Annotated in this window: 24 protein-coding genes and 1 tRNA gene; 8 read left to right on the top strand and 17 right to left on the bottom strand. The window is 58.0% G+C overall.

The features are described from left to right. Positions 1-70 precede the first annotated feature (70 nt). The 4 genes from P0D80_RS31370 to P0D80_RS31385 are packed head-to-tail and all read right to left on the bottom strand — an operon-like array spanning position 71 to position 2,587. Positions 71-772, bottom strand: a complete 702-nt coding sequence (locus P0D80_RS31370; RefSeq protein WP_408180432.1) for an NAD-dependent epimerase/dehydratase family protein — start codon at positions 770-772, stop codon at positions 71-73. Then, positions 769-1,026 carry an SDR family NAD(P)-dependent oxidoreductase gene (locus tag P0D80_RS31375; protein WP_408289722.1) on the bottom strand — a complete coding sequence of 86 codons (258 nt, stop codon included), beginning with the start codon at positions 1,024-1,026 and terminating at the stop codon, positions 769-771. The genes P0D80_RS31370 and P0D80_RS31375 overlap by 4 nt, the downstream gene beginning before the upstream one ends. A 55-nt stretch (positions 1,027-1,081) precedes the next feature. Then, positions 1,082-1,957 (bottom strand): SDR family NAD(P)-dependent oxidoreductase, encoded by an 876-nt coding sequence (locus P0D80_RS31380; protein WP_408289724.1) that lies wholly within the window; start codon positions 1,955-1,957, stop codon positions 1,082-1,084. A gap of 57 nt (positions 1,958-2,014) precedes the next feature. Beyond that, positions 2,015-2,587 carry a TetR/AcrR family transcriptional regulator gene (locus P0D80_RS31385; RefSeq protein ID WP_408180429.1) on the bottom strand — a complete coding sequence of 191 codons (573 nt, stop codon included), beginning with the start codon at positions 2,585-2,587 and terminating at the stop codon, positions 2,015-2,017. Positions 2,588-3,048: 461 nt separating this feature from the next. Here P0D80_RS31385 and P0D80_RS31390 point away from each other — a divergent pair, with 461 nt between their 5' ends. The 6 genes from P0D80_RS31390 to P0D80_RS31415 all read left to right on the top strand — a co-directional run bounded on the left by P0D80_RS31390 (position 3,049) and on the right by P0D80_RS31415 (position 10,885). Beyond that, positions 3,049-4,734: a methyl-accepting chemotaxis protein gene (locus P0D80_RS31390; protein WP_408289789.1), complete on the top strand. Its 1,686-nt coding sequence runs from the start codon at positions 3,049-3,051 to the stop codon at positions 4,732-4,734. A 289-nt stretch (positions 4,735-5,023) separates the two neighbouring features. Then, positions 5,024-6,157 carry an integrase gene (locus tag P0D80_RS31395; RefSeq protein ID WP_408289727.1) on the top strand — a complete coding sequence of 378 codons (1,134 nt, stop codon included), beginning with the start codon at positions 5,024-5,026 and terminating at the stop codon, positions 6,155-6,157. Positions 6,158-6,431: 274 nt separating this feature from the next. Then, positions 6,432-7,349, top strand: a complete 918-nt coding sequence (locus tag P0D80_RS31400) for an ATP-binding protein (protein WP_408289729.1) — start codon at positions 6,432-6,434, stop codon at positions 7,347-7,349. Between the two features lie 14 nt (positions 7,350-7,363). After that, positions 7,364-7,723, top strand: a complete 360-nt coding sequence (locus P0D80_RS31405; protein ID WP_408289731.1) for an STAS-like domain-containing protein — start codon at positions 7,364-7,366, stop codon at positions 7,721-7,723. Beyond that, the gene (locus tag P0D80_RS31410; protein WP_408289733.1) at positions 7,713-8,330 is read left to right on the top strand and encodes a PIN domain-containing protein; all 618 of its coding nucleotides are present in this window, start codon (positions 7,713-7,715) and stop codon (positions 8,328-8,330) included. Before P0D80_RS31405 ends, P0D80_RS31410 begins: the two co-directional genes overlap by 11 nt. Positions 8,331-8,473: 143 nt before the next feature. After that, positions 8,474-10,885: a hypothetical protein gene (locus P0D80_RS31415; protein ID WP_408289735.1), complete on the top strand. Its 2,412-nt coding sequence runs from the start codon at positions 8,474-8,476 to the stop codon at positions 10,883-10,885. A gap of 337 nt (positions 10,886-11,222) precedes the next feature. Here P0D80_RS31415 and P0D80_RS31420 read toward each other — a convergent pair whose 3' ends face one another. From P0D80_RS31420 to P0D80_RS31430, 3 genes are read right to left on the bottom strand one after another with little or no spacing between them, the layout of a single operon-like run. Continuing rightward, a complete protein-coding gene (locus tag P0D80_RS31420; RefSeq protein ID WP_408289737.1) occupies positions 11,223-12,179 on the bottom strand; it encodes a tyrosine-type recombinase/integrase in 957 nt (318 codons plus the stop codon). Positions 12,180-12,188: 9 nt separating this feature from the next. Further along, a complete protein-coding gene (locus tag P0D80_RS31425) occupies positions 12,189-13,040 on the bottom strand; it encodes a TIR domain-containing protein (RefSeq protein ID WP_408289739.1) in 852 nt (283 codons plus the stop codon). 31 nt (positions 13,041-13,071) lie between these two features. Then, a complete protein-coding gene (locus tag P0D80_RS31430; RefSeq protein WP_408289741.1) occupies positions 13,072-13,959 on the bottom strand; it encodes a TIR domain-containing protein in 888 nt (295 codons plus the stop codon). A gap of 184 nt (positions 13,960-14,143) precedes the next feature. Between P0D80_RS31430 and P0D80_RS31435 the strand changes: the two genes are divergently transcribed. Beyond that, positions 14,144-14,752 (top strand): hypothetical protein, encoded by a 609-nt coding sequence (locus P0D80_RS31435; protein ID WP_408289743.1) that lies wholly within the window; start codon positions 14,144-14,146, stop codon positions 14,750-14,752. A 307-nt stretch (positions 14,753-15,059) separates the two neighbouring features. Here P0D80_RS31435 and P0D80_RS31440 read toward each other — a convergent pair whose 3' ends face one another. The 9 genes from P0D80_RS31440 to P0D80_RS31480 all read right to left on the bottom strand — a co-directional run bounded on the left by P0D80_RS31440 (position 15,060) and on the right by P0D80_RS31480 (position 21,974). Continuing rightward, positions 15,060-15,383: a hypothetical protein gene (locus tag P0D80_RS31440; RefSeq protein ID WP_408289745.1), complete on the bottom strand. Its 324-nt coding sequence runs from the start codon at positions 15,381-15,383 to the stop codon at positions 15,060-15,062. Between the two features lie 1,369 nt (positions 15,384-16,752). Next, positions 16,753-17,121 carry a conjugal transfer transcriptional regulator TraJ gene (gene traJ / locus P0D80_RS31445; RefSeq protein WP_408289747.1) on the bottom strand — a complete coding sequence of 123 codons (369 nt, stop codon included), beginning with the start codon at positions 17,119-17,121 and terminating at the stop codon, positions 16,753-16,755. 258 nt (positions 17,122-17,379) lie between these two features. Further along, positions 17,380-17,658 carry a TraK family protein gene (locus P0D80_RS31450; protein WP_171800173.1) on the bottom strand — a complete coding sequence of 93 codons (279 nt, stop codon included), beginning with the start codon at positions 17,656-17,658 and terminating at the stop codon, positions 17,380-17,382. After that, the gene (locus P0D80_RS31455) at positions 17,645-18,544 is read right to left on the bottom strand and encodes a hypothetical protein (RefSeq protein ID WP_408289750.1); all 900 of its coding nucleotides are present in this window, start codon (positions 18,542-18,544) and stop codon (positions 17,645-17,647) included. The genes P0D80_RS31450 and P0D80_RS31455 overlap by 14 nt, the downstream gene beginning before the upstream one ends. 884 nt (positions 18,545-19,428) lie before the next feature. Continuing rightward, a tRNA-Ala gene (locus P0D80_RS31460) sits at positions 19,429-19,504 on the bottom strand. 76 nt (positions 19,505-19,580) lie between these two features. After that, on the bottom strand, positions 19,581-19,931 hold the full coding sequence (locus P0D80_RS31465; RefSeq protein ID WP_408289752.1) for a c-type cytochrome: 351 nt from the start codon (positions 19,929-19,931) through the stop codon (positions 19,581-19,583). Continuing rightward, positions 19,928-20,722, bottom strand: coding sequence for a BON domain-containing protein (locus P0D80_RS31470; RefSeq protein ID WP_408289754.1), 795 nt, complete (start codon positions 20,720-20,722; stop codon positions 19,928-19,930). Before P0D80_RS31470 ends, P0D80_RS31465 begins: the two co-directional genes overlap by 4 nt. A 26-nt stretch (positions 20,723-20,748) precedes the next feature. Further along, a complete protein-coding gene (locus P0D80_RS31475; protein WP_408180411.1) occupies positions 20,749-21,336 on the bottom strand; it encodes a phosphoheptose isomerase in 588 nt (195 codons plus the stop codon). A 215-nt stretch (positions 21,337-21,551) separates the two neighbouring features. Beyond that, positions 21,552-21,974 (bottom strand): YraN family protein, encoded by a 423-nt coding sequence (locus P0D80_RS31480; RefSeq protein ID WP_408180410.1) that lies wholly within the window; start codon positions 21,972-21,974, stop codon positions 21,552-21,554. Between the two features lie 88 nt (positions 21,975-22,062). On the opposite strand from P0D80_RS31480, the gene rsmI reads away from it, so the two are divergent. Then, complete coding sequence (gene rsmI, locus P0D80_RS31485; RefSeq protein ID WP_132376338.1) at positions 22,063-22,941, top strand: 16S rRNA (cytidine(1402)-2'-O)-methyltransferase; 879 nt, start codon at positions 22,063-22,065, stop codon at positions 22,939-22,941. Between the two features lie 128 nt (positions 22,942-23,069). Here rsmI and P0D80_RS31490 read toward each other — a convergent pair whose 3' ends face one another. After that, complete coding sequence (locus tag P0D80_RS31490) at positions 23,070-23,672, bottom strand: septal ring lytic transglycosylase RlpA family protein (protein WP_408289757.1); 603 nt, start codon at positions 23,670-23,672, stop codon at positions 23,070-23,072. Positions 23,673-24,018 lie beyond the last annotated feature (346 nt).

The raw sequence follows: 24,018 nt of genomic DNA on the forward strand, positions 1-24,018 counted from the left end.
GTGCCGTGCCGAATCATGGAAAAGAGCGGTTTTCGCCGGGTCGGGCGAGCTTGACGTTGCTCGCCCGTGCTCAGCCGGTATGCAGATCGAGCATGGGCCCGGATGCCGACCGGCTCAACGCGCGGATGTCGGCGGTCTCGAGCACCGCCTTGTCGGCGCCGTGACGGGCAACCGCCAGCATGGCGAGACCGATGTCTTCGGTGCTCAGAATCTGGTTGGGGAAAAGCGCGCGCAGCGTCGACAGGAAAGGCCGGGCCAGCGTGTAGAACAACTGGTACGAGCGGGTCTTGGAGCGCGCGCCGTTCAGCGGTTGAATCACGCCCGGACGGAACAGGTAGACGCCCTTGAACGGCAGCCGCTGCAACGCGTTCTCGGTCTTGCCCTTGACGCGCGCCCACATGCTGCGGCCTTGCTCCGTGCCGTCGGTGCTTGCACCGGACACGTAGACGAAGGTCATCTGCGGATTGAGACGGGCGAGCGTCTGCGCCGCCGCCAACGTGAGGTCATAGGTGAGGCGCGCATACTCCGCCTCCTGCATTCCCACCGACGACACGCCAAGGCAGAAGAAACATGCGTCGAAACCCTTGAGCGATGCTTCCGCCGCGCGATAGTCCATCAGGTCCGGCTGAACCACTTCGATGAGCCGTGGATCGAGCTGGCCGGTGCGAGTGCGGCCGACTGTCTGGACCACTTCGACGTCCGGCGCGCGCAAACACTCGCGCAACACGCCCTGCCCGACCATGCCGGTCGCGCCAAAAATGAGAACCTTCATGATGCATGCTCCATGGTCGCGCTGGGCCAGCGCGCGTTAGTCAGTGCTTCGGAAATCGCCCACAAACGGGCGGCGACCGCGGTTTGCGCTTTCTGCTCCTTGCGTCCGGTGAGCACGACGTCCGCGCCCGCGCCGGCCAGCACAAGCGCCGTCTCGAAACCCAGCCCTCCGGTCGCGCCGGTGATCACCGCGGGGCGGCCGCTCCGAGGCGGAATGTCCGCGGAGGTCCAGTTCGCCATGTTCATGGTTCTCATGGTTGCCTTCGGTCGGTTTCGGCCCTTGACCTGCTTGCCAGGCTCGGCTCAGCGCTCAAGCTTTCGGCGATGCGGCCGGGAATGCCGGCAGCGGCGACGGCGCGGAGAAATCCGTCGACTCACTGACGGCACGCCACGCTTGCGCGTCGGCCGCGCGTGCCTTCTCGCCTTCTCCACAGTAGTGCAATGCGTCGGTGCCCAGCAAAAGATGCGCCGGCAAAGCATCGTGATAAGCCAGCTTGAGCACCACTTGCGCGACCTTCGCCGGATCGCTGGCTTCGTGGCCGATGTACTGAGACAGCATATCGATGACGGCACCCACCGACGGCACGTAATCCGGCCACAATTCCGGCGTGGCGCCAGCCGCCTCGTTGCCCCATTCCGTTTTCATGCCGCCCGGTTCGAGCGCGGTGACGTGAACGCCGAACGGCGCGAGTTCCTGGCGAATCACTTCAGTGAAGCCGCCCACGGCCCACTTGGCAGCCTGATAGGCGCTCAAGCCGGCAATCCCCACGCGCCCGCCCACCGACGAAATCTGGATGATGTGCCCGGCGCGCTGCTGTCGCAGCACCGGCAAGGCCGCGCGCGTCACGTTGACGACGCCATAGAAGTTGGTGTCGATCTGCGCGCGGAAGTCGTCCTCGGAGCTTTGCTCGAACGGAACCAGGTGACCGAAGCCCGCATTGTTGACCACCACGTCCAGCCGGCCGAACGCGTCGACGGCGGCTTGCACGGCTTGGCGCGCCGCCTGCGGATCCGTGACGTCGAGCGCGACCGCGCGGACCCGTTCGCCATAACGCGCCGACAGATCAGCCAACTGACGCGGGTCACGCGCGGTCGCGACAACCTGTTCGCCTGCCTGCAAAGCTGCCTCGACAATCTCGCGCCCAAGTCCACGGGCGCTACCGGTAACCAACCAGACCTTAGCCATATTGCACTCCTTGAAGTTAATTGAGCAAGTAATCACTCATTAATAAGACAAAAAAACTTAGTGACGGGCGATCGCGTTCCAGAACGCGTCGAAGCCAGCGCGGCGATAACGCTCGGCCTCAGCCGGTTCCCGAGCGATGAAGTCCATAGTCGTTTCCGCCAAAGCGCCCATGATCGCCGACAGAAAAGCCGGCGGATGATCCCGCAACGCGCCACTCGCCACGCTTGCCTGAATCATGTCGTTGATGTCGGCGAACGACTGCATGCCCTTCGCCCGCGTGTGGTCGGTCAAGCGCTCCGACACGGCCAGTTGCGCCACGGCGCGGCGCTTGTTTGGTTGCGCGACACCCCAGTCGACGAACTTGTTCCACACGTGTTGCGCCCGCTCGCGCACGGTGGCGTGCTTCGGATAACCGGACACCATCACTTCGCGCAGTTCGGCCTTGATGTCGAGATACAGGACGTTCAGCAGGTCGTCTTTGTTGTCGAAGTACGTGAACAGCGTGCCTTCCGCCACACCCGCCACTTTGGCGATGCGCGACGTGGGCGCGCCAAGCCCTTGCTCGGCGATGACCTCGGCTGCAGCAGCAAGGATGGCGTTACGTTTGTCTTCGCTCTTGGGACGGGCCATGCGGATTCGGTTTTGCTGCAATCAATAAATGAGTGATTGCTCAATCATATACACGAACGGCAAATCGTTCAAGCGGTTTTCGACATCTTGCTCAACGGGATGCTTTCATCACACGCCTAAATATATTCATTTGGCACGAAATCCATTTTCCTCGGTCATCGTGTGCAAGCCTTTTAGAGATATACCCGATCTGCCTTCAGTACTCGAGTATGCGAACCGATATCCGGTAGATGGGATACCCATTTTCTGTCTCACGGCGATGCGCTTTCACTGATGTATCGACGTGAGACACCGTAGGGATAGACCGCGCAAACCCGCCGCGGTACGCGGCGGCGATCTAGACGCTCCCATACCCGGACCTGAGAGTCCATTGCGAACGCATCCACGTTTCGTTATTGGAGAAAAAAATCGTGACACTGAAGCACCTCACCATCAAAGCAAAACTCATTGCCGGTTTTGGCATGCTGTCTCTTATCGTCGTTGCGGTTTCCGGGCTCTCCCTGAAAGCGCTCAGCGACTCGATCGATGGATTTTCCAGCTTCGTGCACGGCATCAACGCACGCGCGGACATGGCGGTGCAGGTGCGAACCGCGGTCGATCGCCGGGCAATCGCCGCGCGTAACCTCGTGCTCGTGACCAAACCTCAGGATCTCGACATAGAGAAAGCCGATGTGCTGCGCGCGCACGAAGATGTGCAGACCGATCTGAAGAAGCTCAATGCCATGATCGCGACCGCTACCGACACGTCGGAAAAAGCGCGCAGTCTCGTCGCCGAGATCAACCGGGTCGAGGCGTCGTATGGACCGGTCGCCACCGACATCGTCAATCTCGCGCTGACCAATAAACGCGACGAAGCGATCGTCAAGATGGACGATCAATGCCGGCCGTTGCTCGCCGCGCTAATTCGCGCGACCAACGCGTATGCCGACTACACGCATACGCGCCAGGAACAGATGATCAACGAGTACGCGGCGCATTACGAGAACCAGCGCAATCTGCTGATCGCGATCAGCCTGATCGCGGTGGCGCTAGCGATCGGCGCATGCGTGCTGATCACGCGCGCGGTGACCGGACCGCTGCGCCAGGCGATCGACGTCGCGCGCACCGTATCGGAAGGCGATCTGCGCACGCGCATCACCGTCGACGGTAACGATGAGACCAGCAAGCTGCTGGGCGCATTGCGCGAAATGAACGAGCGGCTGACGACCATCGTCGGACGCGTGCGCGACAGCAGCACGAGCATCGCCGGCGCAGCGCGCGAGATTGCTGCGGGCAATATGGATCTGAGCCAGCGCACCGAACAGCAGGCAGCCTCCCTGCAGGAAACGGCGTCGAGCATGGAGGAACTCACTTCGACGGTGAAGCAGAACGCCGACAACGCGCAGCAAGGCAGCATGCTGGCCGCGAATGCTTCGTCGGTTGCGCAGAAAGGCAGCGAGGTAGTCGGCCAAGTGGTGAACACGATGCACGATATCAGCGAGAGCTCGACCAAGATCGCGGATATCACGGGCATCATCGAAGGCATTGCGTTTCAGACGAACATTCTCGCGCTCAACGCGGCCGTCGAAGCCGCGCGCGCCGGTGAACAGGGCCGCGGTTTCGCGGTGGTGGCGAGCGAAGTCAGAAGCCTGGCGCAGCGCTCATCGAGCGCGGCGAAGGAGATCAAGGATCTGATTGCCACCTCCGTGGACAAGATCCGCGACGGCTCGGCGCTCGCCGGCGAAGCGGGCAAGACGATGGCCGAAGTCACCCAGGCGGTGGCGCGGGTGACGGACATCATGTCGGAGATCGCGGCGGCATCGAGTGAACAAAGCCGTGGCATCGAGCAGGTCAATCTTGCGATCACGCAGATGGATAACGTCACACAACAGAATGCCGCTTTGGTGGAAGAAGCGGCGGCGGCTTCGCGGTCGATGGAAGATCAGGGGCAGCAGTTGAATGAGGCTGTGGCGTTTTTTCAGATTTTGGGTGGTGGCGGGGCCGGTTTTGTTTCTGCTGCGCCTTTGCGTGAGGGGACGGTGCGGCGGGAGGTGGCTGGTGCGCCTGTGCGGCGGGTTGTGCGTGCGACAGCTGCGCCGGTTGCGACGCCGGTTGCCGTGTTGGCGACGGCGGCGGTCGGTGCGGATGATGGGTGGGATAAGTTTTGAACGTGTATTTCTGCTTGAGCGCCGTGGTTGTTTGCGGGTGGCGCTCTCGCAGGACATGGCTTGGCTCGGGGAGCCAAGCGGCTTAAGTGAAAAGCCTGGGCCAGAAGCGCGAAAACCGGCGTGTAGCAGGTGCGTTGTTTCTAAAGAAAAACTTGGTGGGAGGAGGAGGATCGAACTCCCGACCTTCGCATTGCGAACGTAAAAACCACCCCAATGAATTCAGCGCATCTAGCTTGGCCGAAGCTTATTTGCCACAATATTGCCACACTACCTCTACAACGAGCTCAATATGGCAACTTTTCGGAAGCGGGGTCCCTATCAATGGGAAGCGCAGATACGCCGACGCGGCTATCCGGCGCAAAGCAAAACTTTTGAGACCAAGGCCCAGGCCGAAGCGTGGGCCAATATGATTGAATCCGAAATGTCGCGGGGCGTGTGGGTGAGTCGTGGCGAGGCCGAGGCGACAACGCTTTACGAAGCTTTGGTTCGGTACGAAGCTGACGTAGTGCCTGCCAAGAAAGGAGCTGCCCAAGAAGCGTCCGTCCTACGCTCCTGCAAATCGGAGGACCTTGCCAAACGTTCGCTGGCGGCGATCCGCAGCGCAGACATTGCGCGATTGCGAGATAAATGGCTCAAAATTTACAAGCCAGCGACCGTTCTTCGTCGCTTGGCTGTTTTGTCCCATGTATTCAGCATAGCCCGTAAAGAATGGGGCATGGAAAGCCTATCAAATCCCGTGGAACTGGTGCGCAAACCGCAACCAAACAATGCGAGAACGCGGCGCATTGCAGCGAGCGATTCCTGCTACGACGCGTCGGCAGCAGACGGCGCACAGACGACCGATCGTGCCATGCAGGATGGCGAGCTTGAACGGGTTGTCGCAGCTAGCGCTTCTGAGTTGCTGCCGGCCATTATCTGGCTAGCAGTCGAGACAGCGATGCGTCGAGGCGAGATCGTACTCATGCGATGGGAGCATGTTGATCTCAAGCGCCGGGTAGCACATCTCCCTGCCACAAAAAACGGCAGTGCCCGCGACATACCACTGTCGTCGCGCGCCGTGGCGGTGCTTCAATCGCTGAAAGAAGGCATCCGTCACGTCGAGGACGGATCCGAGGAAGTCGTAGTAACCGAAGTTGGGCGTGTATTTGAGATCCGCGGTGACGCCGTAACGCGTGCCTTTGAGCGCGCCGTAGCGCGAGCTCGCAAGGTCTACATCAACGAGTGCGAAGCCGCATCGCAACGGCCCGATGGAAAATTTCTCATTGATCTTCGCTTTCACGACCTACGGCACGAGGCAACCTCGCGCCTGGCATCGATTTTTCCGATGCACGAACTGACGAAGATCACTGGACATAGAGACCCCCGCATGCTCATGCGGTATTACCACCCGCGAGCTGAGGATTTGGCGAAGCGTCTAGCATAGTTCTGTGTCGACGATCGTTCGGCCTACGTCGAGTAGTGGCCGACGGTCCAGTCGGGCACTTCGGCCGAAACCAGTAGCCATAAAGGAACACTGGTTAGGCTAAACGTCCAACTTGATATGCCGCCAACCTAGACATTTCCAATGAGCGCCGGAGTCCATTTGGATCCAGGCAGACCATGTTCTAACGACGCCTTACATCGGTGCTCACTGTTACAATGCGACTCGCAGTGGTCACCGGCGACCGGTTACTGACACTTGGCGAACGGAGGACGCTTTGCAAACGATCTATGTTCCGACGTTAAACGAGGCGGCGTCGGATCAAGTAAGGATTTACGTTCCGACAATCAACGACAGTCCGTCGGACTTTCAGAATTTGTTCCGTTTATGGCAACAGGTCCAATATAGCCGCACGGGCGCGATTTTCGATTTCTCGAACTGTACCTTCCTTCGTCCCAACGCTGTCGCGTTTCTAGGAGGAATTGCGCGAGTGTCGCAGCAGTCGGGAAGGCCGGCTAACTTTCAGTGGGATAGCGTCGCTCCTCCCGTTCTAGTCAACTTATGCCAAAGCGGTTTCGCGAAAGCGTTCGGTCATCTGGTGCCGGGCTGGGGCGGGCACTCAATTCCCTATCGCGAAGACAGAACGTCAGCTTCCGACCCTATTCTTGACTATCTTACCGATCAATGGTTAGGTCGTGGCTGGCTAAACATAAGCGAGATGTTGCGAGATGCGATCGTTGGTACGGTCTGGGAAGTGTATGCAAATTCGTTTGAGCATGGCCAGTCTCCCGTGGGAGTTTTCTCGTGTGGGCAGCATTTTAAAAACGGCAATGAATTGATCCTTTCCGTCGCGGACTTTGGCGCAGGTATCCCAACCAAGGTCCGCCAATTTTTGCGCGAGGACCCCCGTTCTAAAAGCCTTCGGCCTGGTGCGTGCTTGAATTGGGCATTTCAACGAGGGAACAGCACCGCTGCGCGAGCGGTTGCGCGTGGCCTTGGCTTGGACCTACTGCGGGAATTCGTGTGCCTGAACGACGGATCTCTCGAAGTATACAGCGAGAATGGTCACGCGCTGATTAATAGATCGGGCGCATATTTTGCCGATCTGCCTATAGGTTTCAGTGGAACAATGGTTCAGATCAAACTGAAATGCGATGAGCGTTTCTATCGATTCAAAAGCGAAACGAACTCATAATGCTGGAGTGTGCGATGAAACTAAATATTCAAGCGGAAGTCGGCTCCCGCTGCATCGTAGCCGAGGATGGCCAAAGGATTCACGATTTAATCATCGGCGCCTTGAAGGACGGCGAAAACGTATTCCTTGATTTCGAAAATGTGCGACAGTTTGCATCGCCATTTTTCAATTTTTCCGTTGGCCAACTGCTAAGTGACGTCTCAGAAGAGACTTTGCGCAATCTTTTGCACCTCGAAAATCTGAACGACGTAGGGCGGTTGGTCGTCGAGAGGGTTATTGCAAATGCATCAAAGTATCAAGGGAATGAAGACTACAAAAAAATAGTCGACGATATACTAGAACGACAAGCGAAGGGAGACGCGGATGCCCGCTAATTTGATTAGCGCAGCCGAAGTGGTCGATATTTCGAACGACGTTCCGACGGCAGAAGATGTTTTCTTTGTTGACACAAATGTCTGGTATTGGATGACGTACACGAAGGCAAGCACATCAGGAGCACGGGCATATCAAATTAACAGCTATCCCGCATACACAAACAATGCGCTAAATGCTCGGTCTACGATCTATCAATCGGGTCTGAGTCTTGCAGAACTCTCGCATCTAATCGAGAAGGCCGAGCGCGATATTTTTGCGGTTTCTAACCCAAGCGTCACCCCAAAGGAATTTCGGCATAATTTTCCCATTGAGCGCGCCAATGTATGCTCAGAGGTAGAGGCCGCGTGCATTCAGGTTACCGCTCTCGCCGACCCGCTTGAAATTACAATTGACGAAACACTTTCAAATTCAATCCTCGACCGTTTTTCAAAGAATGCTGTTGATGGATATGACCTTTTCATTCTTGAATCCATGAAAGCTCACGGCATTGTCCAAGTAATTACAGATGATGGGGACTTCGCGACCGTACCCGACATTCGTCTTTTTACCGCGAATCAGAACGTCATTGCGACAGCGAAGGCACAGGGCAAGCTCCTCACTCGCTGAAATCGCAGAGCCGCCGCTTGTTGAAAGCTGATTCTGTCGCTTATAACTAAGGCGGCAAGACTTCGCAGCGCAAAAACAGAGAGAATCGGGTTCTGCCGACAAAAACAGCCCGTAACATCCATAAAGAAATGGAGAAAGTACTTGTGACCAGTCTGTATGAATCCCTAAAGAGTGTGAATAGCGAAGAAGACGTCAAAGACGTTTATATCAAGGCGTTGGGTCTAAAAAGCTTCACCAAGGGACTTATCGATATACAGACGAAGGAGGTTTGGTTTGAAGCCAAGGATACGGGAAAGCACAGCACATATGCTCAGTTCACCCAGCTACTCCATTACGTCCAAGTTGCTCTTGATGCCGGCGAATATATTCCGCCATTTCTCGCGGTCATTGACACAGAGAAAGCCGCCATCATGCGGTCCGCTGACGTTATTCCATTTTTGGCAAAGAAAACGATTAAATGGGGAAAAAGCGCGTCCAAGTACACTCAGGAGGCGCTTGAGGGTATTTCAGCCCACATCGGAACGCACTTTGTCTCATTCCGTCTGGCGACCAACGAATCGGAGTTTATCCAAACTCTTAAAACTGCCATTAAATCTGGCGATATTATTCGAACGCAGATCACCCCCGCTAACCTCAAGCAGGTTTACGACAAATGGGTGTCGATGATCGGACGCGAGATAAAGGGGGCCAAAGAGGACGACTACACGCTGCTGTTTTACGCAGACGTCATGCACGATGGGCAAGTGGAAAGCTACCAGAACCTGCCAGCGCGGCTCGCTCAGGTTAATAATGCGCCCGCGTTTATCCTCCACGGCCAGCTCTACGAGCTTGGCAACCGGGAGGGCTACCGTCAATTCTGGGCCATATATCACCGCCCACCTAAAGCGGAATACCGTGACTACCTGCTAGAGCGGCGTGATAGCCTCATCCCTTTGGACGAGCGTATGTACAAGGGCGCCTACTACACGCCTTTGGCAGTGGTAGACCGCGCCTACGATCAGCTCAACGAACTGCTCGGGCCGAATTGGCAGAAGGATTACATCGTCTGGGACATGTGTTGCGGCGTCGGTAATCTTGAAGTGAAGCACGCAAATCCACGCAACATTTTCATGAGTACGCTTGATGACGCGGACCTGAAAATGATGCAATCGACGAAAACCTGCGCTGCGGCAACCCGGTTTCAGTACGACTATCTAACTGACGACTTGGCCGAAGACGGCTCAATCGACTACACCCGCACCAACAAGCTGCCAAAGGCATTGCGCGACGCCATCGCGAACGGCAAGAAAATTCTTGCGCTCATCAATCCGCCGTACGCTGAGTCCACTAATGCCGATAACACGCTTGGCGAGGGCGGAGGCGACTCCAAGGCGGCCGTGGCCAGCACGATGATGGGCCGAAGCATGGGCGACTACGGCTATGCGGCTCGCGAGCTCTACATCCAGTTCCTTGTCCGCATTGCCCGGGAGATCCCTAACGCAACAGTCGCTTGTTTCTCAAAACTGAAACATGTCAACGCTCCAAACTTTCAGAAATTTCGCCAACTCTGGCCAGCGCGGTATATGGGCGGCTTCATCGTGCATAGCCGTGCATTCGAAGGTTTGAAAGGGGATTTTCCCATAGGATTTCTGGTCTGGAAGCTGGAGCAAAAGGCCAAAAAAGGCATCAAGCTCGAGCAGATTTCGACCAACGTGCTTGACCGCAACGCGCAGCCTATCGGCACGAAAACCTTCCACGCACTGGCCTCGGCACACCTGCTTGGTGAGTGGATTCAACGCCCCAAGCCTAACAATGAGGATGCGTTACCTCTGGCACACGCTTTCTGGCCGACTAAAAGCACGAAGGATGTCCGAGGCACAAAATGGGCGGATGACGCGATCGGCGGCATGATCTGCAAGGGCTCCGACATGCAGAACGCATCTGATTCGACTGCCTTACTGTCATCACCGTACTGCAGTGCCGGAGGGTTCTACATTACCCGGCAGAACATCGACCAAGTAGCCGTCGTATTTGCTGCCCGGCGAGCCACCAAGCATACTTGGATTAATGACCGGGACCAGTTCTTAGCGCCGACCGGACCGCTGCCGGAAGAGTTCGTTACGGACTGTCTAATTTGGACTCTGTTCAACATCCGCAACTACACGGCTAGCGCCGCAGATCTACAGTGGAACGGCCGAAAGTGGGATTTGGTGAACCACTTCATCCCTTTTACTGAGGATGATGTCGGAAGCCCCGACCGTTTTGACAGCGATTTTATGGTGCAACACCTTGCCACCAAGACGTTGTCGATAGAGGCACTGGCCACGCTGGAAGAAGGACGCAAGCTGTGGTCAAAGTACTTCGAACACACCGACAATCATAAGGTGCGAGCCGAATGGCGCCTCGACCGTCCAGATGTCGGTTGGTATCAAGTACGCAATGTCCTAAAGCTTCGCAATGAAAGTGGCGACTACCCACCGGTCAACCTCGTCGGGTTTCAGCAGGCATACGCCGCACTAGGTGAAAAGCTGCGTCCAGATGTCTACAACTATGGCCTCTTACTTAAGGACGAATAGGCTTCCAGCTGAGTTGCAACACGCAGCGTGCGCACCAATTCAGTAGTTGGGCCTGCAACTTCAAACGCGCGGCAACCAGGTCCCGAACGGCTGCTATGCTGGCTATTTACTGAAGTGGTGCGAAGCGTGAATCTCACGTTTTTTGTCCGTTTGCTGTAGGCGAGTGCGTCGTCTAAGGGGATACCGTTCATCCGGGTTCTGACCTTCTGCGGTTACCTCTGGCGCAATCGCCGTGAGTAATGCCCAAGGGCCATCACGATTCTCCCAGACTGTCGCCGTTACCGTACCGTCCTTATGTCGTTGCAGTATGTCTGTTACCCGAAAGCGGCGAATACTCTTAGACGCGAATGCGCTCAACCTCGTCTAGGTTTATGTCATCGCGACGCCGGTCATATAGTTGCGTGGTGCGGATCGAGGCATGGTTGGCCATCGATGCGGCATTCTCGAGCGTGCCACCGTTCTTCAGATAGGCCGTGATCCCGGTCGCACGGAAAGTATGGTTGCCGACCGCTGTAAAAATGCCGGCCGCGAGTGCGCGCCGACGTACCATCGCGTAAGCGTTCGCCTGCGGTAGCGGCGTTTCGCTTAGCTGCCCGGTACCGCGCCGGATCGTACGAAAAAGTGGACCTTTCGGATCGCCTTCGATTCCAGTGCCGTCGACGTACGCGTGCAAATACGCCTCAAGAGTGTGGTGGCACGGCATCGCGTGAAGCTTGCCGCCCTTTTCGCGCAGTCGCACCCATAATCGCCTGTTCTGCACGTAGACGTCGTCGACTCGCATCGCAACCGCCGCGCCGATTCGTGCGAACGAAAATACCATCAGCGCAATCAATGCGCGGTCCCGAAGACCAATGGGTATTGCGACATCAATGCTGTCAAGCAGGTGCCGTGCTTCGGTTGCATCGAGCGCTGGTGTGCGGCCCTTGCGAGCGCTATACGCGGGCCCTCGCACCGACGCAGCCGGGTTGTATGGCACGATCTGCCCGGTGACAAGCCAATCGAAGAGGTGCCGGATGGCGGCGAGGCGTTGTTTGCACGTCGGTGCCGACAAGGTACGCATCTGCAGCTCGATCCAGGCTGCAACGTGCAGGGGCTGGACTGCAGTGATGGAGGACACACCAGCACCGACACACCAATGCAGGAAGTCATCAGCCGCACGCAAGTAAGCACGACGTGTATGTGGATTCCGGATGGCCGACGCGAAGAATTCGAGAAAGCGGATGCCGGCTCGTTCGCCAGCCGCGATCACAAGGGGGGGCGTCGTAATGCCATCGAGTTTGACGAGGTGGGGCATGATTAGTCGCTAGAGAGCCTTGTTCACATCGACTTCGTGACCAGCCGCTTTAAGTTCACGGGCTAACTCCAGATGCCAACCATTTCCATCATCCATGTTTTTCCAGACCACGCCGGCGAAATCACTCGGGATCTGGAGCTCGCCACGCTTTAACGCGCACACTCTATGCCTGCCAAGATGACCAAGAAAATATCCGAGCTCGAGCAGCACGTTCTGCCGCGCCCGTGGCTCAAGCTTTTCGCCTTTAGTGCAGCCTTGATCATCAGGAGTTAGCAATACGACGGCAAAATCCACGTCTCCATAAGCCTCCACTTTTTCGATGACGGTTCGGCCGAGATCGGCCTGTTCATGCAAGATAATGGGCTCGAAGCTGAGTTTTCTCAAAAAACTCGCAACCCTCTCACGCGCATCGCCGTCACGACCATGGGCAACAAATACGCGACGTGAGAGAGGTTTCCCGCTGCTAGGTAACGGACGCTGATGCATGGCATCAGCCAAATCGGCTCGCAACGAAGCCTGTGCTGATTGAAGAAGTCCAAGGGCTCGCACAATGTTTTCTCTGACTTCCTCTCGCAGCAGGGCTTCTAGTGCGCTCCGGCGGCGGAAAATACCCACGGGCCGCATTGGTTCATAGAGACGTCCCGCGCCATCAAAGCGGTTGTAGCGCGGGGTGTTGTAACCAAAAGATCGTTCGAGTGTGTCACGAATCCTCGCCTGCAGAGCGACTAGGATTTGCTTGTCGTTGTCCGAATATGTTCCGACGTCGATTTCCCGCAGCTCATTAAGGTGTCCGTCAAGCTCTCGGATGCGTTGCTCGATCCGAGCGGGTAGCAGCAATGACGGGGCAGAGTGATCGTTCATCACAGAGCTCTTCTCGTATGTGCTCTCAGGGCTAGAAAGCTAGATTCAAATCGACTTCGTGGCCTGCAGCCTTGAGTTCGCGAGCCAAAGCCAGCCTCCACCCGCCCCCATCATCCATGTTTTCCCAGACTACCCCAGCAAAATCGCTTGGGATATCAACGTTGCCGCGCTTGAGCGCACACACCTTGTCACGTCCCAAATGGCATATGAAGTAGCCCAATTCGAGCAGCACGTTCTGTCGCGCCCGCGGTTTGAGCTCTGCCTCTTTGACACTGCGGCCCTCATCGTCGGGTGTGAGCAATACCACAGCAAACCCAACATCGCGGTTCACCTCGATCTTCTCGATGACGGTTCCACCCCGGTTTGCCTGCTCGTGCAGGATAACCGGATCAAAACCTAATTTCCGAAGGAAGCCGGCGACCAGCTCGCGCGCTTCTCCGTCGTGGCCATGGACGATGAACACGCGTTGGGACAGAGACGTCGCTTTCGGAATAGTGGGGACTGGCAAGGCCGTGACTTCGTGCTGCGCATCCGCAAGATCCTCATTCAGCGCGCGTTGCGCTTCCTGCAGAAGGGCTATAGAGCGCTCAATTCTTCTCGTGACCCCAGCCCGATACTCATGCGCCGGGGTGTCGTAATCCAGAGACATAACCATCGGATACCACGACAACGATGCTGCATCTTCAAATCGCCTGAAAGCCGAGCTGTTCTCGCCGAAACACCGCTCAATGGTGTCCTTGATGGCTGCGGAGAGCGCCGTCAGTTCCGGTGAATCACCCCTTGGTACGGTAGCAACATCAAATGTGCGCAGTTCATCGATACGCTGGCCAAGACGCTCGATGCCGCGTTGAATCGCAGCGGGTGATAGCTGCAGCTTGGGGGCAGTGAGTTGTTCGGTAGCGGTACGGCGAGCGGCCATGAGGTCTCCTTTTATGTGTGATAAAGGACATTATCCTATATATAAAACAGCACATGGATCTGCCAACCCGCGAACCAAGTGGAGATGCCAAATAACTTCTTTGCGGAATCGTTTGTGAATTTCGTTTGCATCCAATCTGATTCTAATGCAAAATGCGTTCACATCAACGACAGGAGGAAAACCCATGAGCGAACTCGCAGGCATGATCCAGCGGGCACAGACCGCCAAAAAAGAAATGATCGCCAGCACGGTGCGTCTGGCCCCCGAGGAACATTCGTTTATTGAAGAACTGGCCGAGCAGCTTGCTGTCACCCGGCAGGACCTGATGCAACAGCTGATCAAGGCTGGCATCAGTGAGGCGACAAGACTGATGAAGCTCGACACGGTTGAGCCGGACGCAGAGGCTGTGAGCCACTTCCACATCCTCAATACCAACAAGCGTCATCACATCGAGGATCATGAGCGCATGCTCAGCGAAGGCGTCGCCGCAGCATTCTATGACCCGTGGAAGTTCAATATCGACCGCATCCAGAAGAACGACGTCGTGTTCCTTTACGAGAATGGCAAGGGCATCGTGGCGTTCGGCAAGGGAACGGGAAAGACGCTCAAGACCGATCATCAGGGCGACGTCGATGAGTGCCATTACCAGAAGCTCTCAGACTTTGTGCGGCTCGAGTCACCCCTGCCGGCTGCGGAGATCCGGAAGATTCTGGGCCGCAACGTCGTTTTTCTGAGAACGATGTCGGGCGCGCCTGACGGGCAGAAGATCCTCGACCGGATCAGTGCGCAGTAAAAAGTTGCGCGCCGGCTGCAAGGCGTCGTTTGCGCCTGACCGACTGAATTATGAAGGTCTTTCTGGACGACGGACGCGCGACGCCGGACGGCTGGGTTCGCGTCTAATGGCCGGCCGTATTGACTCATCAGAATTGCAACTCGTGCTGACCTGTTGCCTCACGTAGTTTGCTACCCGTCGGATCGTCCGGCGGGAGCGAATTGAGGTGACAAGCAAATCGCAGTTGGTCGATGATCTTCTTTTGCACTCCGCCAAGGGTTGCCCCCGATCGGCTTGTCTGGGACATGCGACAGGAAAGCGAGGACCATCATGTTCGCCGCCGTTTGGCCGGATGAGCCTTCAAGCTGGAACGCGCTTTCCGTATCTTGCGGTCCAGCTGCCTCACCTGCTTCTCTAGCTCCCCGATCTTAGCGAGATAGGGCCATAGCTCATCCATGATTTGGCCCTCCCGTTCCAGTAGTTGCTTGACCGCGAACGCGTATTCCCGCTCGTACCTCTGTCTGGCGACCCGCGTATCGGACCATGCACGATTAAGGGGCTCGCTTTCTTTTCGGAGCCTGCGCAACTCGCGTATAGCGGTCTTCAACTGTGCCTCGTCAGCCAACTCGGCGGCCAGTTCGGGATTCATCATGGGTCTTTTGCGCGCGGCTCGCGATGGGAAATCGCGTCCTGATTTAAGAGTTGCGAACAACGCTTTCTCGCATCCGAAGTCTGCCGTCCACCAAATGATACCCAGGACCTCAGCTCCAGACGCGATTGGCGTATCTCGCAAAAGCCATCATGAACCAATTTATCGTTTCACAGGACACCATCACTGCTACGCATGAAATCCGCTCCACCTCGTCAAGGCTGATGCCCTCGTGATGCCGGTCGAAAGTTGAGTGGTGCGCGTCGACGCGTGGTTGACCTTCGCCGGGTACGCGGTGATGTCGGTCGTGCGGAACGTGTGGTTGACGAGCTTCGTCACGATGCCGGCCGCGGCTGCGCGACACTGGACCTTGGCGTAGACGGTCGCCTGCGGGCGTTCCGCACCCGGTTCGCGCGTCCGTCACAAAGCGCTACCTCTTCAAGACCTTTCTTCGAATGACAACCCGCTTTGGCGGGACACGAACACTAACGTGCTTCGACCGCGGCCGTTTCTTTAAGAAGGCCCGAGGACCGATCATCTGCAGCGCCTGTCGTTCTTCACGGATACGCTCGGCTAATCGTCGACGAGTTCGCCGGTTGCGATTGCTTGCGCGGGCGACGCCGACCGCTTGCCGCAAACTTGCTACCAGCTCCTCAAAAAGCTGCTTCTCCATTGCTTCCTCGTTGGTGCTGAACACCTTGCGCGCTTGAAAAAATTTAGCGGCTAAATTTCACCGTCGCTCGCTAGCGTTTAGCGGCTAAATTCCTGATCTTCACTTCCTTCCGAGTTCCGGCATGGCATCGATCTTGTAGCCCATACCGACGTTACGCAGAAGCCGAGACACGCTCTAGCCAGCATCGCGAGCGGTCGCCGCAATCCCCGACTTCTCCTCCAGCAGGAACCAGCGGCAAATCGGTTGGTGGTTTCGACGCAGTACGCCCTCCATCGTGGACGTCCATTTTTGATTGTTATCGGCGGTAGCCGACTGGCCTCGCAGAGCAAGACCCGTAGCTGAGCGCGAAGCGCGAACGAAGGGAAGTGATGCAGGACTGCGCGCATGCGCGTAGGCCTGCATCACCTATCTTGCCCGGCTTGTTCCCGAGAAAAATTTAATCTCGCCCCCACGAAAAAGCAAAGACACCTGTGTCTAACGATGCGAGATGATCGAATTGATCGCAGAAACGCCGTTTTCACCCTGATAGCACGGAAATTCAGCGGTTCTTGCTCGCGCCCATCCTGCGTTTGTCTTGAATGCAACGGTTTCCCTCGAACTCGCGACATGCTCTACAAGAAGCCTCGTCTGCTTTGCTTTCTCCTTTGTGACCGACGCACCCCCCGTTTTCAAAAAAAACTTTAGCGGCTAAATTCTTCTTCAAGCTTTGCGCGCAAGCTCGAGCATCGCGCTCTGCGTTGTATTGATCCGGTCGAGGACGCCGCGAATGACACGGCGCATGTGATCAGGGTCCTCATTTCCGAGCTTCTCGCTGTTAGTCAACCACAGCTTTAGCAAGCCCCCCAGGCGCCCCTGATCCCCGTTGATTTTCGCAAGGTCTCGAACGAGAGTAGCGTCAATCACGCCCTTGATCTTGTAGCCCATACCGACGTTCCGCAGATATCTCGATGTGCTCAACCCCGCATCGCGAGCGTTCGCTTCAATCTGTGCCTTTTCTTCCGGCAGACACCAGACTCGAATCGGCTGGTGCTGTCTACGCGGTATTTTTTCGTCCATCTTGCAGTTCATTTTGGTTCGTTGTCGGCGGTAGCAGACGGGCCTCGCAGAGCAAGATCCGCCGTGGAGCGCGAAGTGCGAGTAAGGGGAAAGTGATGAAGGACTGCGCGCTTGCGCGTAGGCCTACATCACCTGTCTTGCCCGGCTTTCCCCCGCTACGTTTCAAAGAGAGCCATCAAGAAGTTGGCTTAGAAAGCCGAACAATCTGCATCAAACTCGAACTATCCGGTTTTCGATCGCTTTCGTCTTGATCACTTCAAGTATGATCAGCTATTGACCGGATTTATCCTGAGCTAATCTTGAAACGGGCCACTTCTTATCCGGAATCAATGTATTCACATAGCGACGAAACGCCTGATAGCCGAAAGTGATGACGCCCTCCTCGTGAAGGGCACTATGAATCGCAAGCAGTGACCAGCCCTCTTCGATTGCCCGTTGAACCTCACTTCGAATTCCAAGAAACGTGGCGCGGTTTGCTAGCCCAGGCGAGTTAGCCGGCTCTGCCAAGACTCGGGCAGCGATTCTTTGCGAGAGGCTAGTTTCTTCCATTGACCTTCTCCTTTTTTAAACGCTCGGCAGTAAGCACACCATTGATTCGCGCGAGTTCGGCCATCGCTCGGGCTTTCGACGACGGAAGCGAGGAGCTGGTTGAAGCCGGTCGAAAAGTAGACGGCGGAGATGCGGTAGCAGTGAACTCGCCACTCTCAGCCGCTCGGATTAGTCCGGCAAGGTACGGCAACGGCCCATGTTTAACATCGCCGTTGTCCAACCGCAGAGAAAGTTCATCAAGTAGTTGTTGCGCGCAGACCAGACCAAATGGCAAAACGGCTTTTTCAGCAGTGCGCCGCTGCTCGTGCGTCAACATCTCTGGGTACCTCAGTGGGGTAGTAGTAGTGTTAATAATAGAGTTATCGTTAGTGTTACCCCGCCGGGTATCTATGGCGTATGTATAGGGTATCGATACCCTATCCGCGACACGCAGTGGCCGAAGCGCTGCTTCAACCACAACTTGCAAATTCCCGACTTTCTTGCTTTCGCTTGGAAGTCTTGCGATGAAGTCATCAATAAATTCATCACGCCATTGCGGTGGGACGGCTGCGATCTGATCAAGCGTGCGCTGACGCAAAGTACCTCCGACGGCCATTGTTGGTGAATTGTGTTCCCACCAAATTCGCACCCATAGGTAACTCAGATCTTCGTCCAGTTTTACGAAGCGACATTCGGTGAGCCTTCGGAGCACAGGCATGAGCTGTGAGTCTGAATCCCAACCCATTTCCGAGGCTGCGATTCTCGGCACAAATTCATAGACACCGATGATGTTGCTAAATGGGCACGTAAGAAGATACGCAAGCATGGCCCGATCTTCATGCGTTCTGCCAGCCATTTTCGGCGACCGCCAGAATGCCGCGTCGTCGATAGTTCTTTGTCGTCCCATCAAGCCGTCTCCGCGGTTCTAGCGAGCTGCCGCTGCCGTGCAATCGATTCGGCTTTACTTGGTCGGCCGCGTCGAGCTTGATTGCACTCGTTCATGGTGGATGCAGCGACGATTGTCAGCCCGTGAACATGCTCTGCCAGCCATCGCTCGACATCTTCAGTACGCCACAGTAAGCGCTTCGTGCCAGGCAAGCGGCATATCGGTGGGAGCGATCGAGGGTTGCGAGTCGCGTCGCTACGTACGCTAGCGACCGATTTGTGAAGACACTCAGCGAGTTGATCGACCGTGAGGAGGTTTTTCACCAGTTCGCCTCCTTGAGCTTGATCACGTGGCCGCTCAAGATGCCGGTGGCCGCTGCGTCAAGTGCGAGACTGCGAAGGGGCGAGGTAAGCGCTAGGACCGAACCCGTACGATGATGAGGGACAAGCAGGTTTTGGATAGTTGAACTTTTCATGCGACAACCCGGTAAAGCGGCTAGGGTCATCAAGTAGATGCGCCGGATGTCTACTGGTATTTGACCTTGGCGACACCGATGCCCGGCCATTTGCTTGTGAAATCACGATGTCTGGATGCGGTGGTCGCAGAAATGCGAACCGCGAGCGCGTCGAGCAGGTTGCCAACGGCATCCTGTCGGTATTGACCTTGGCGAATGCCCGGCCTTTGGGGGAAAAGAATCGAGAGAATCCGCGAACCCGGATCCATCTGACGAGAAATAGTCTAACTGCAATGCTGCGCAATGTCACGCGTTGGGAGCTCAGTTCGAATAGCGTGCGCCCAAGGCATTTGCCACAAATGCGCCACACCCACATTGCAAAAACGTGCGTCGGAAAGCAGAACAACGCACTACATCGCAAGACGTAGTGCGTTGTTTATAAAGAAAAACTTGGTGGAGAGGAGGAGGATCGAACTCCCGACCTTCGCATTGCGAACGCGACGCTCTCCCAGCTGAGCTACCCCCCCGACGTGCAAACAATTCTAGCACAAGCATTTTCCGTTTTGCCAAGCCTCCAACCCCTGGCAACCCGACGAAAAACCATCATTTGGAAGGCGCACCCGCAAGCACCCAATCCACCACCGCACGAATATCCGCATCGCTCATCGATTGATGCGCGGGCATCGGAATCATGCCCCACACGCCGGAGCCGCCGTCCTTCACCTTGCGTGACAATTTCGCCGGCGCTTGCGCATCGCCCTTGTACTTCGAGGCGATCTGCTGAAACGACGGCCCGACGAGTTTGCGATCCACCGCGTGACATCCCATGCAGGCATTCGCGTTGGCGACCCGTTGACCACTCGACGCATCGGCGGCACGCGCAGCCGGCGCGACAACTCCCGCCAGCGCGCCAAGCATCAGCGCACTGACTGCAACGGCAACACCGCGCATCATGGCGTCGTCGCCTTCGGATTACCTGGATGCACGGCGTTCGAATTAGTGACCGGCGCGGGCGCCTGCTGTTCGAGCGGCCGCGAACTCACCGACGAATCAGGAATCGCGCCGACGGTCGCCGCGTTCGCGTCCGGTTGCGAAGCCGCCACAGGCGCCGTCCCCGCGGCGGCGGCTGCCGCCGCGGCTTCCGCCGGCTGGATATACTGGAACACCTTCACGACCTGCACCACGCCCGGCACACGGCTCGCGACGTCGGCGCCGCGATTGCCTTCGTCCATGGTGACGAGGCCCATCAGATACACCGAGCCACGCTCGGCCACCACCTTGAAGTTGTTCGCCGAAATGTTCTTCTCGGCGATCAGCGCGGTCTTCACACGCGTCTCGAGGTATGTGTCATTCGTGCGCGACGAGAACGAGCTGGCCGGCATGATCGTCAGTTCGTTGACGATCGTGCTGACGTTGTTCAAGCCACGCACGATGGTCTCCGCGCGTTGCTTCGACACGTCCCCCGCCACTTCTCCCGTCAGCAGCACGCGGCGGTTGAACACGGCCACGTTGACGTGCGCGTTGTCGGGCAAGTTCTGGCTGATCTGCGAGAGCGCCTTCACCTGCAACTCGCGATCCTCGGTCTGCGCGCCGAGCGTGCGCCGGTCTGTCGCCACCAGCGCGCTGCCGCCCGCCGCGCCGGCAACGGCGAGAAAGCAACCCTGCAACGTTGCGGACAGCCCCGCCGCGAACCCAACCACCAGCACGGTTCTCACCAGTGTCTTCTTGACGCGGAATACGCTCATCAACTAGCTCTCCTTCGGAATCAGTCTCAGTCTTCGCCCAGCAACATGGCATCGATGCCGTCGCACAGACAATGGATGGTCAGCAAATGCACTTCCTGAATACGCGCGGTGCGATCCGACGGCACGCACACATGGATATCGGTATCGCTCAATACTTCCTGCATGCGTCCGCCGCCCTTGCCGGTCAGCGCGACCACGATCATTTCGCGCTCGTGCGCGGCCTCGATCGCGGCGAGCACGTTGGCGGAATTGCCGGACGTGGTGATCGCCAGCAGTACGTCGCCCGGCTGGCCGAGTGCCCAGACCTGCTTCGAGAAAATCTGCTCGAACGAATAGTCGTTGGCGATGGCGGTCAACACCGACGTGTCGGTGGTCAGCGCGATCGCGGGCAAGCCCGGCCGCTCACGTTCGAAGCGGCCGATTAGCTCGGCGGCGAAGTGTTGCGCGTCGGCCGCCGAGCCGCCGTTGCCACACGAGAGAATGCGATTGCCGTTGGCCAGCGCGGCGAACATCGTGTCGATCGCGGCGGCGATCGGCATCGACAGGGTTTCGAGGGCTTCGAGTTTGACTGCCGCGCTGTCGCGGAAGTGTTGTTGAATGCGTTCGACTGACATCGAGTCTCTATCTTCTACCGCGAATGGACCGCACTGCGCGGTCGTGTTGTGAAGTCGTATGTGAAGTCGTGCCGCTCCGATGAACCTGGCCAGCAACGCGATGCAAGCGCGCAAACCATCGCTTATTGCGCTGCTTCCTGCGTTGTCGACGCTGCCCCGTGGCCTGCACGCGAGCGCAAGTTTATCGCACTCACGCGCGTTCTCCGCGCATGGCGTCAGACTTCGTCGGCACGGAACGCATCGCGCAACCACACGAGCCGGCCGGCTTCGAACGCAATCACGTCGAACCGGCACGCGGGTTGATCCCGCAAGTGCGAGACACGGGTCACCAGAAAATGCTGCGCGGCGCGTACGATGCGCTGCTTCTTCTGCCACCCGATACTCGCCGCAGCGCCACCATATCGGCGTTGCGCACGCGCGCGGACTTCGACGAACACGAGCGCGCCGTCACGCTCGCGCATCACCAGATCGATCTCGCCGCCGCGGCACGACACATTGCGCGCGACGAACCGCAAACGCTGGCGCTGCAAAAATTCCTGCGCACGCGCCTCGAAAGCCGCACCGACGAGTTTGGACCCGGCGCGTCCCGAAAAGTTGTGCGACGTGGCGAAGGCACCGATCGGCGCCGTCGCGCTCATGGCCGGTCCGCCGCGCGGGCCTCGCAGGCCGCGTGACACTGCGTGGCACAATGGCGGCCTCGTTCCGTCTGTTTGCGTCTTCTGCCTCATGACTCCTCTCTCCGAACTCGCGCAAGGGCAGCAGTACCCCACCTCCGCGCTGTATGTGGTGGCCACGCCGATCGGCAACATCGCCGACGTCACGCTGCGCGCGTTGCACGTGCTCGGACTGGTGGACCGTATCGCCGCCGAAGACACCCGCAACACCGGTCAGTTGCTCGCGCGCTACGGCATCTCGAAGCCGCTCGTCGCCGTGCATCAGCACAATGAACGGGCCGCGGCGCTGCGCCTGATCGAGCATCTACAAGCAGGCGAACGCGTGGCCTATGTGTCCGACGCGGGTACGCCGGGCATCTCGGACCCCGGCGCGAAACTCGTCGACGCGGTCCGTGAAGCCGGATTTCCAGTTATTCCCCTACCCGGCGCAAGCGCGCTCGCGACCGCGTTGAGCGCGGCCGGCGACTGGGTCGCAACGTTCTCGTTCCTCGGCTTCCTGCCGCCGAAAGCAAAGGCCCGCGCCGCGACGCTACAGCCGCTCGCGACCCATCCTCACGCGATGGTGTTCTACGAAGCACCGCATCGGATCGTCGAAACGGTGCAGGCACTGGCCGACGCATTCGGCGGCGAGCGCAAGCTGCTCATCGCACGGGAATTGACGAAGTTACATGAAGCGCTGCACCGCGGCACCCTGGCCGAAGGGCCAACGTGGCTCGCCGCCGATCCGAACCGGCAACGCGGCGAATTCGTGCTGGTGGTGGAAGGCGCGCAGCCGGAAGCCGCCGGCGAACACGATCACGACGCGCTGCTGGGCATTCTGCTGGAGGAGTTGACGGTGAGCAGCGCGGCCAAAGTAGCGGCAGCCATCACCGGAGCGTCGCGCAACGCGCTGTACACGCGCGCCTTGGCGTTGAAGAAAGACGAAGAGTAAAGCCTGACAGACAAATGAAAAGGGCCGCGCAATGCGGCCCTTCGTTTTTCTGCGGACACAACCCCAAGCGGCCGCCGTGCTGCGCGGCGCTACGAGGAGCGCGCCTGACCGCGCTCGCCGCCGTTACATCACTTCTGGGCGCTCGAATCCGAGTTCGATGCCAGCATTTCATTACGCGCGTCGCGTGCTTCCTGCTGCGTGAGCCCTTCGATCTGCACCCGCGCCGTGCCGGCGTGGCGCATGTCGAGCACGGAGGCAGCGGCCATGGACAGATCGATCACGCGGCCACGCGCATACGGACCACGGTCGTTGATACGCACGACGACCGAGCGCGACGTGGCCGGATTGGTCACGCGCACATAGGAGCCGAGCGGCAACGTACGATGAGCCGCGGTCAGCGCGTGCATGTCGTAGCGTTCGCCGTTGGCGGTACGGCGGCCATGGAAGCCGCGGCCGTACCACGAAGCGCGGCCGGTCTGATGAAAGTCCGAAATGCCGGAACCATCATCCGTAAGAGGCTTTGCGTCGGCCAGCGAGGAGCCCTTGGCGGTCGCGTCGGAGGCCGGCGCGCTACCGTAAGCTTGCGGTCCGAAGGAGCCCGCTTGCGTCAATTTCGTGCTCTGCGGCGCGCCGCTTTCCGACGTGTTGCTAGCGCCCGGAGGCGTGGCGCAACCCGCCAGCACAAAAAAGGCAAAAAGAGTCCCCAGACCACGGGATAACCGAGTTTTCATAAGACGTGCAATCACATTGTCGAGCCGCATCACGCAAAGTTGAGCGTGTTGCCTGCGACTCCGGCGGCAATGGACGACAACGCGCCGCGCAGACGAGCGCAGAACGTCAAAGCCCGGATGCGGCTCACTCAGCCGCTACCGCACGGTTAATTTTCACGTCTGGCGCAACCTGTCCCCGGCAGCCTGACCAGACCCCACATGCCGCCATCGAACGTGGCAAACACGTTCTTGCGCGCGAAACTCAGCGTGCAGGAACGGCGGCGTAGGCCCCACCCAGCGTCACGGCAGTTAAGTCCGTAGCAGGCGCGCGGCGCCTGGCTGGGCAAGACGTGTGCATCGAATGCAT

The sequence above is a fragment of the Paraburkholderia sp. RL17-373-BIF-A genome, from assembly GCF_046030175.1.
Taxonomy (GTDB): Bacteria; Pseudomonadota; Gammaproteobacteria; order Burkholderiales; family Burkholderiaceae; genus Paraburkholderia.

Excerpts from the sequence above, each read along its gene's own strand:
- P0D80_RS31480 (WP_408180410.1), bottom strand. The coding sequence starts at position 21,974 with ATGAGCGCGACGGCGCCGATCGGTGCCTTCGCCACGTCGCACAACTTT.
- P0D80_RS31420 (WP_408289737.1), bottom strand. The coding sequence starts at position 12,179 with ATGCCCCACCTCGTCAAACTCGATGGCATTACGACGCCCCCCCTTGTG.
- P0D80_RS31395 (WP_408289727.1), top strand. The coding sequence starts at position 5,024 with ATGGCAACTTTTCGGAAGCGGGGTCCCTATCAATGGGAAGCGCAGATA.
- P0D80_RS31410 (WP_408289733.1), top strand. The coding sequence starts at position 7,713 with ATGCCCGCTAATTTGATTAGCGCAGCCGAAGTGGTCGATATTTCGAAC.
- P0D80_RS31375 (WP_408289722.1), bottom strand. The coding sequence starts at position 1,026 with ATGAGAACCATGAACATGGCGAACTGGACCTCCGCGGACATTCCGCCT.
- P0D80_RS31405 (WP_408289731.1), top strand. The coding sequence starts at position 7,364 with ATGAAACTAAATATTCAAGCGGAAGTCGGCTCCCGCTGCATCGTAGCC.
- P0D80_RS31450 (WP_171800173.1), bottom strand. The coding sequence starts at position 17,658 with ATGGAAGAAACTAGCCTCTCGCAAAGAATCGCTGCCCGAGTCTTGGCA.
- P0D80_RS31425 (WP_408289739.1), bottom strand. The coding sequence starts at position 13,040 with ATGAACGATCACTCTGCCCCGTCATTGCTGCTACCCGCTCGGATCGAG.
- P0D80_RS31490 (WP_408289757.1), bottom strand. The coding sequence starts at position 23,672 with ATGAAAACTCGGTTATCCCGTGGTCTGGGGACTCTTTTTGCCTTTTTT.
- P0D80_RS31390 (WP_408289789.1), top strand. The coding sequence starts at position 3,049 with ATGCTGTCTCTTATCGTCGTTGCGGTTTCCGGGCTCTCCCTGAAAGCG.
- P0D80_RS31385 (WP_408180429.1), bottom strand. The coding sequence starts at position 2,587 with ATGGCCCGTCCCAAGAGCGAAGACAAACGTAACGCCATCCTTGCTGCT.
- P0D80_RS31370 (WP_408180432.1), bottom strand. The coding sequence starts at position 772 with ATGAAGGTTCTCATTTTTGGCGCGACCGGCATGGTCGGGCAGGGCGTG.
- P0D80_RS31435 (WP_408289743.1), top strand. The coding sequence starts at position 14,144 with ATGAGCGAACTCGCAGGCATGATCCAGCGGGCACAGACCGCCAAAAAA.
- P0D80_RS31465 (WP_408289752.1), bottom strand. The coding sequence starts at position 19,931 with ATGATGCGCGGTGTTGCCGTTGCAGTCAGTGCGCTGATGCTTGGCGCG.
- P0D80_RS31430 (WP_408289741.1), bottom strand. The coding sequence starts at position 13,959 with ATGGCCGCTCGCCGTACCGCTACCGAACAACTCACTGCCCCCAAGCTG.
- rsmI (WP_132376338.1), top strand. The coding sequence starts at position 22,063 with ATGACTCCTCTCTCCGAACTCGCGCAAGGGCAGCAGTACCCCACCTCC.
- P0D80_RS31380 (WP_408289724.1), bottom strand. The coding sequence starts at position 1,957 with ATGGCTAAGGTCTGGTTGGTTACCGGTAGCGCCCGTGGACTTGGGCGC.
- traJ (WP_408289747.1), bottom strand. The coding sequence starts at position 17,121 with ATGAACTGCAAGATGGACGAAAAAATACCGCGTAGACAGCACCAGCCG.
- P0D80_RS31440 (WP_408289745.1), bottom strand. The coding sequence starts at position 15,383 with ATGATGAATCCCGAACTGGCCGCCGAGTTGGCTGACGAGGCACAGTTG.
- P0D80_RS31475 (WP_408180411.1), bottom strand. The coding sequence starts at position 21,336 with ATGTCAGTCGAACGCATTCAACAACACTTCCGCGACAGCGCGGCAGTC.
- P0D80_RS31455 (WP_408289750.1), bottom strand. The coding sequence starts at position 18,544 with ATGGGACGACAAAGAACTATCGACGACGCGGCATTCTGGCGGTCGCCG.
- P0D80_RS31470 (WP_408289754.1), bottom strand. The coding sequence starts at position 20,722 with ATGAGCGTATTCCGCGTCAAGAAGACACTGGTGAGAACCGTGCTGGTG.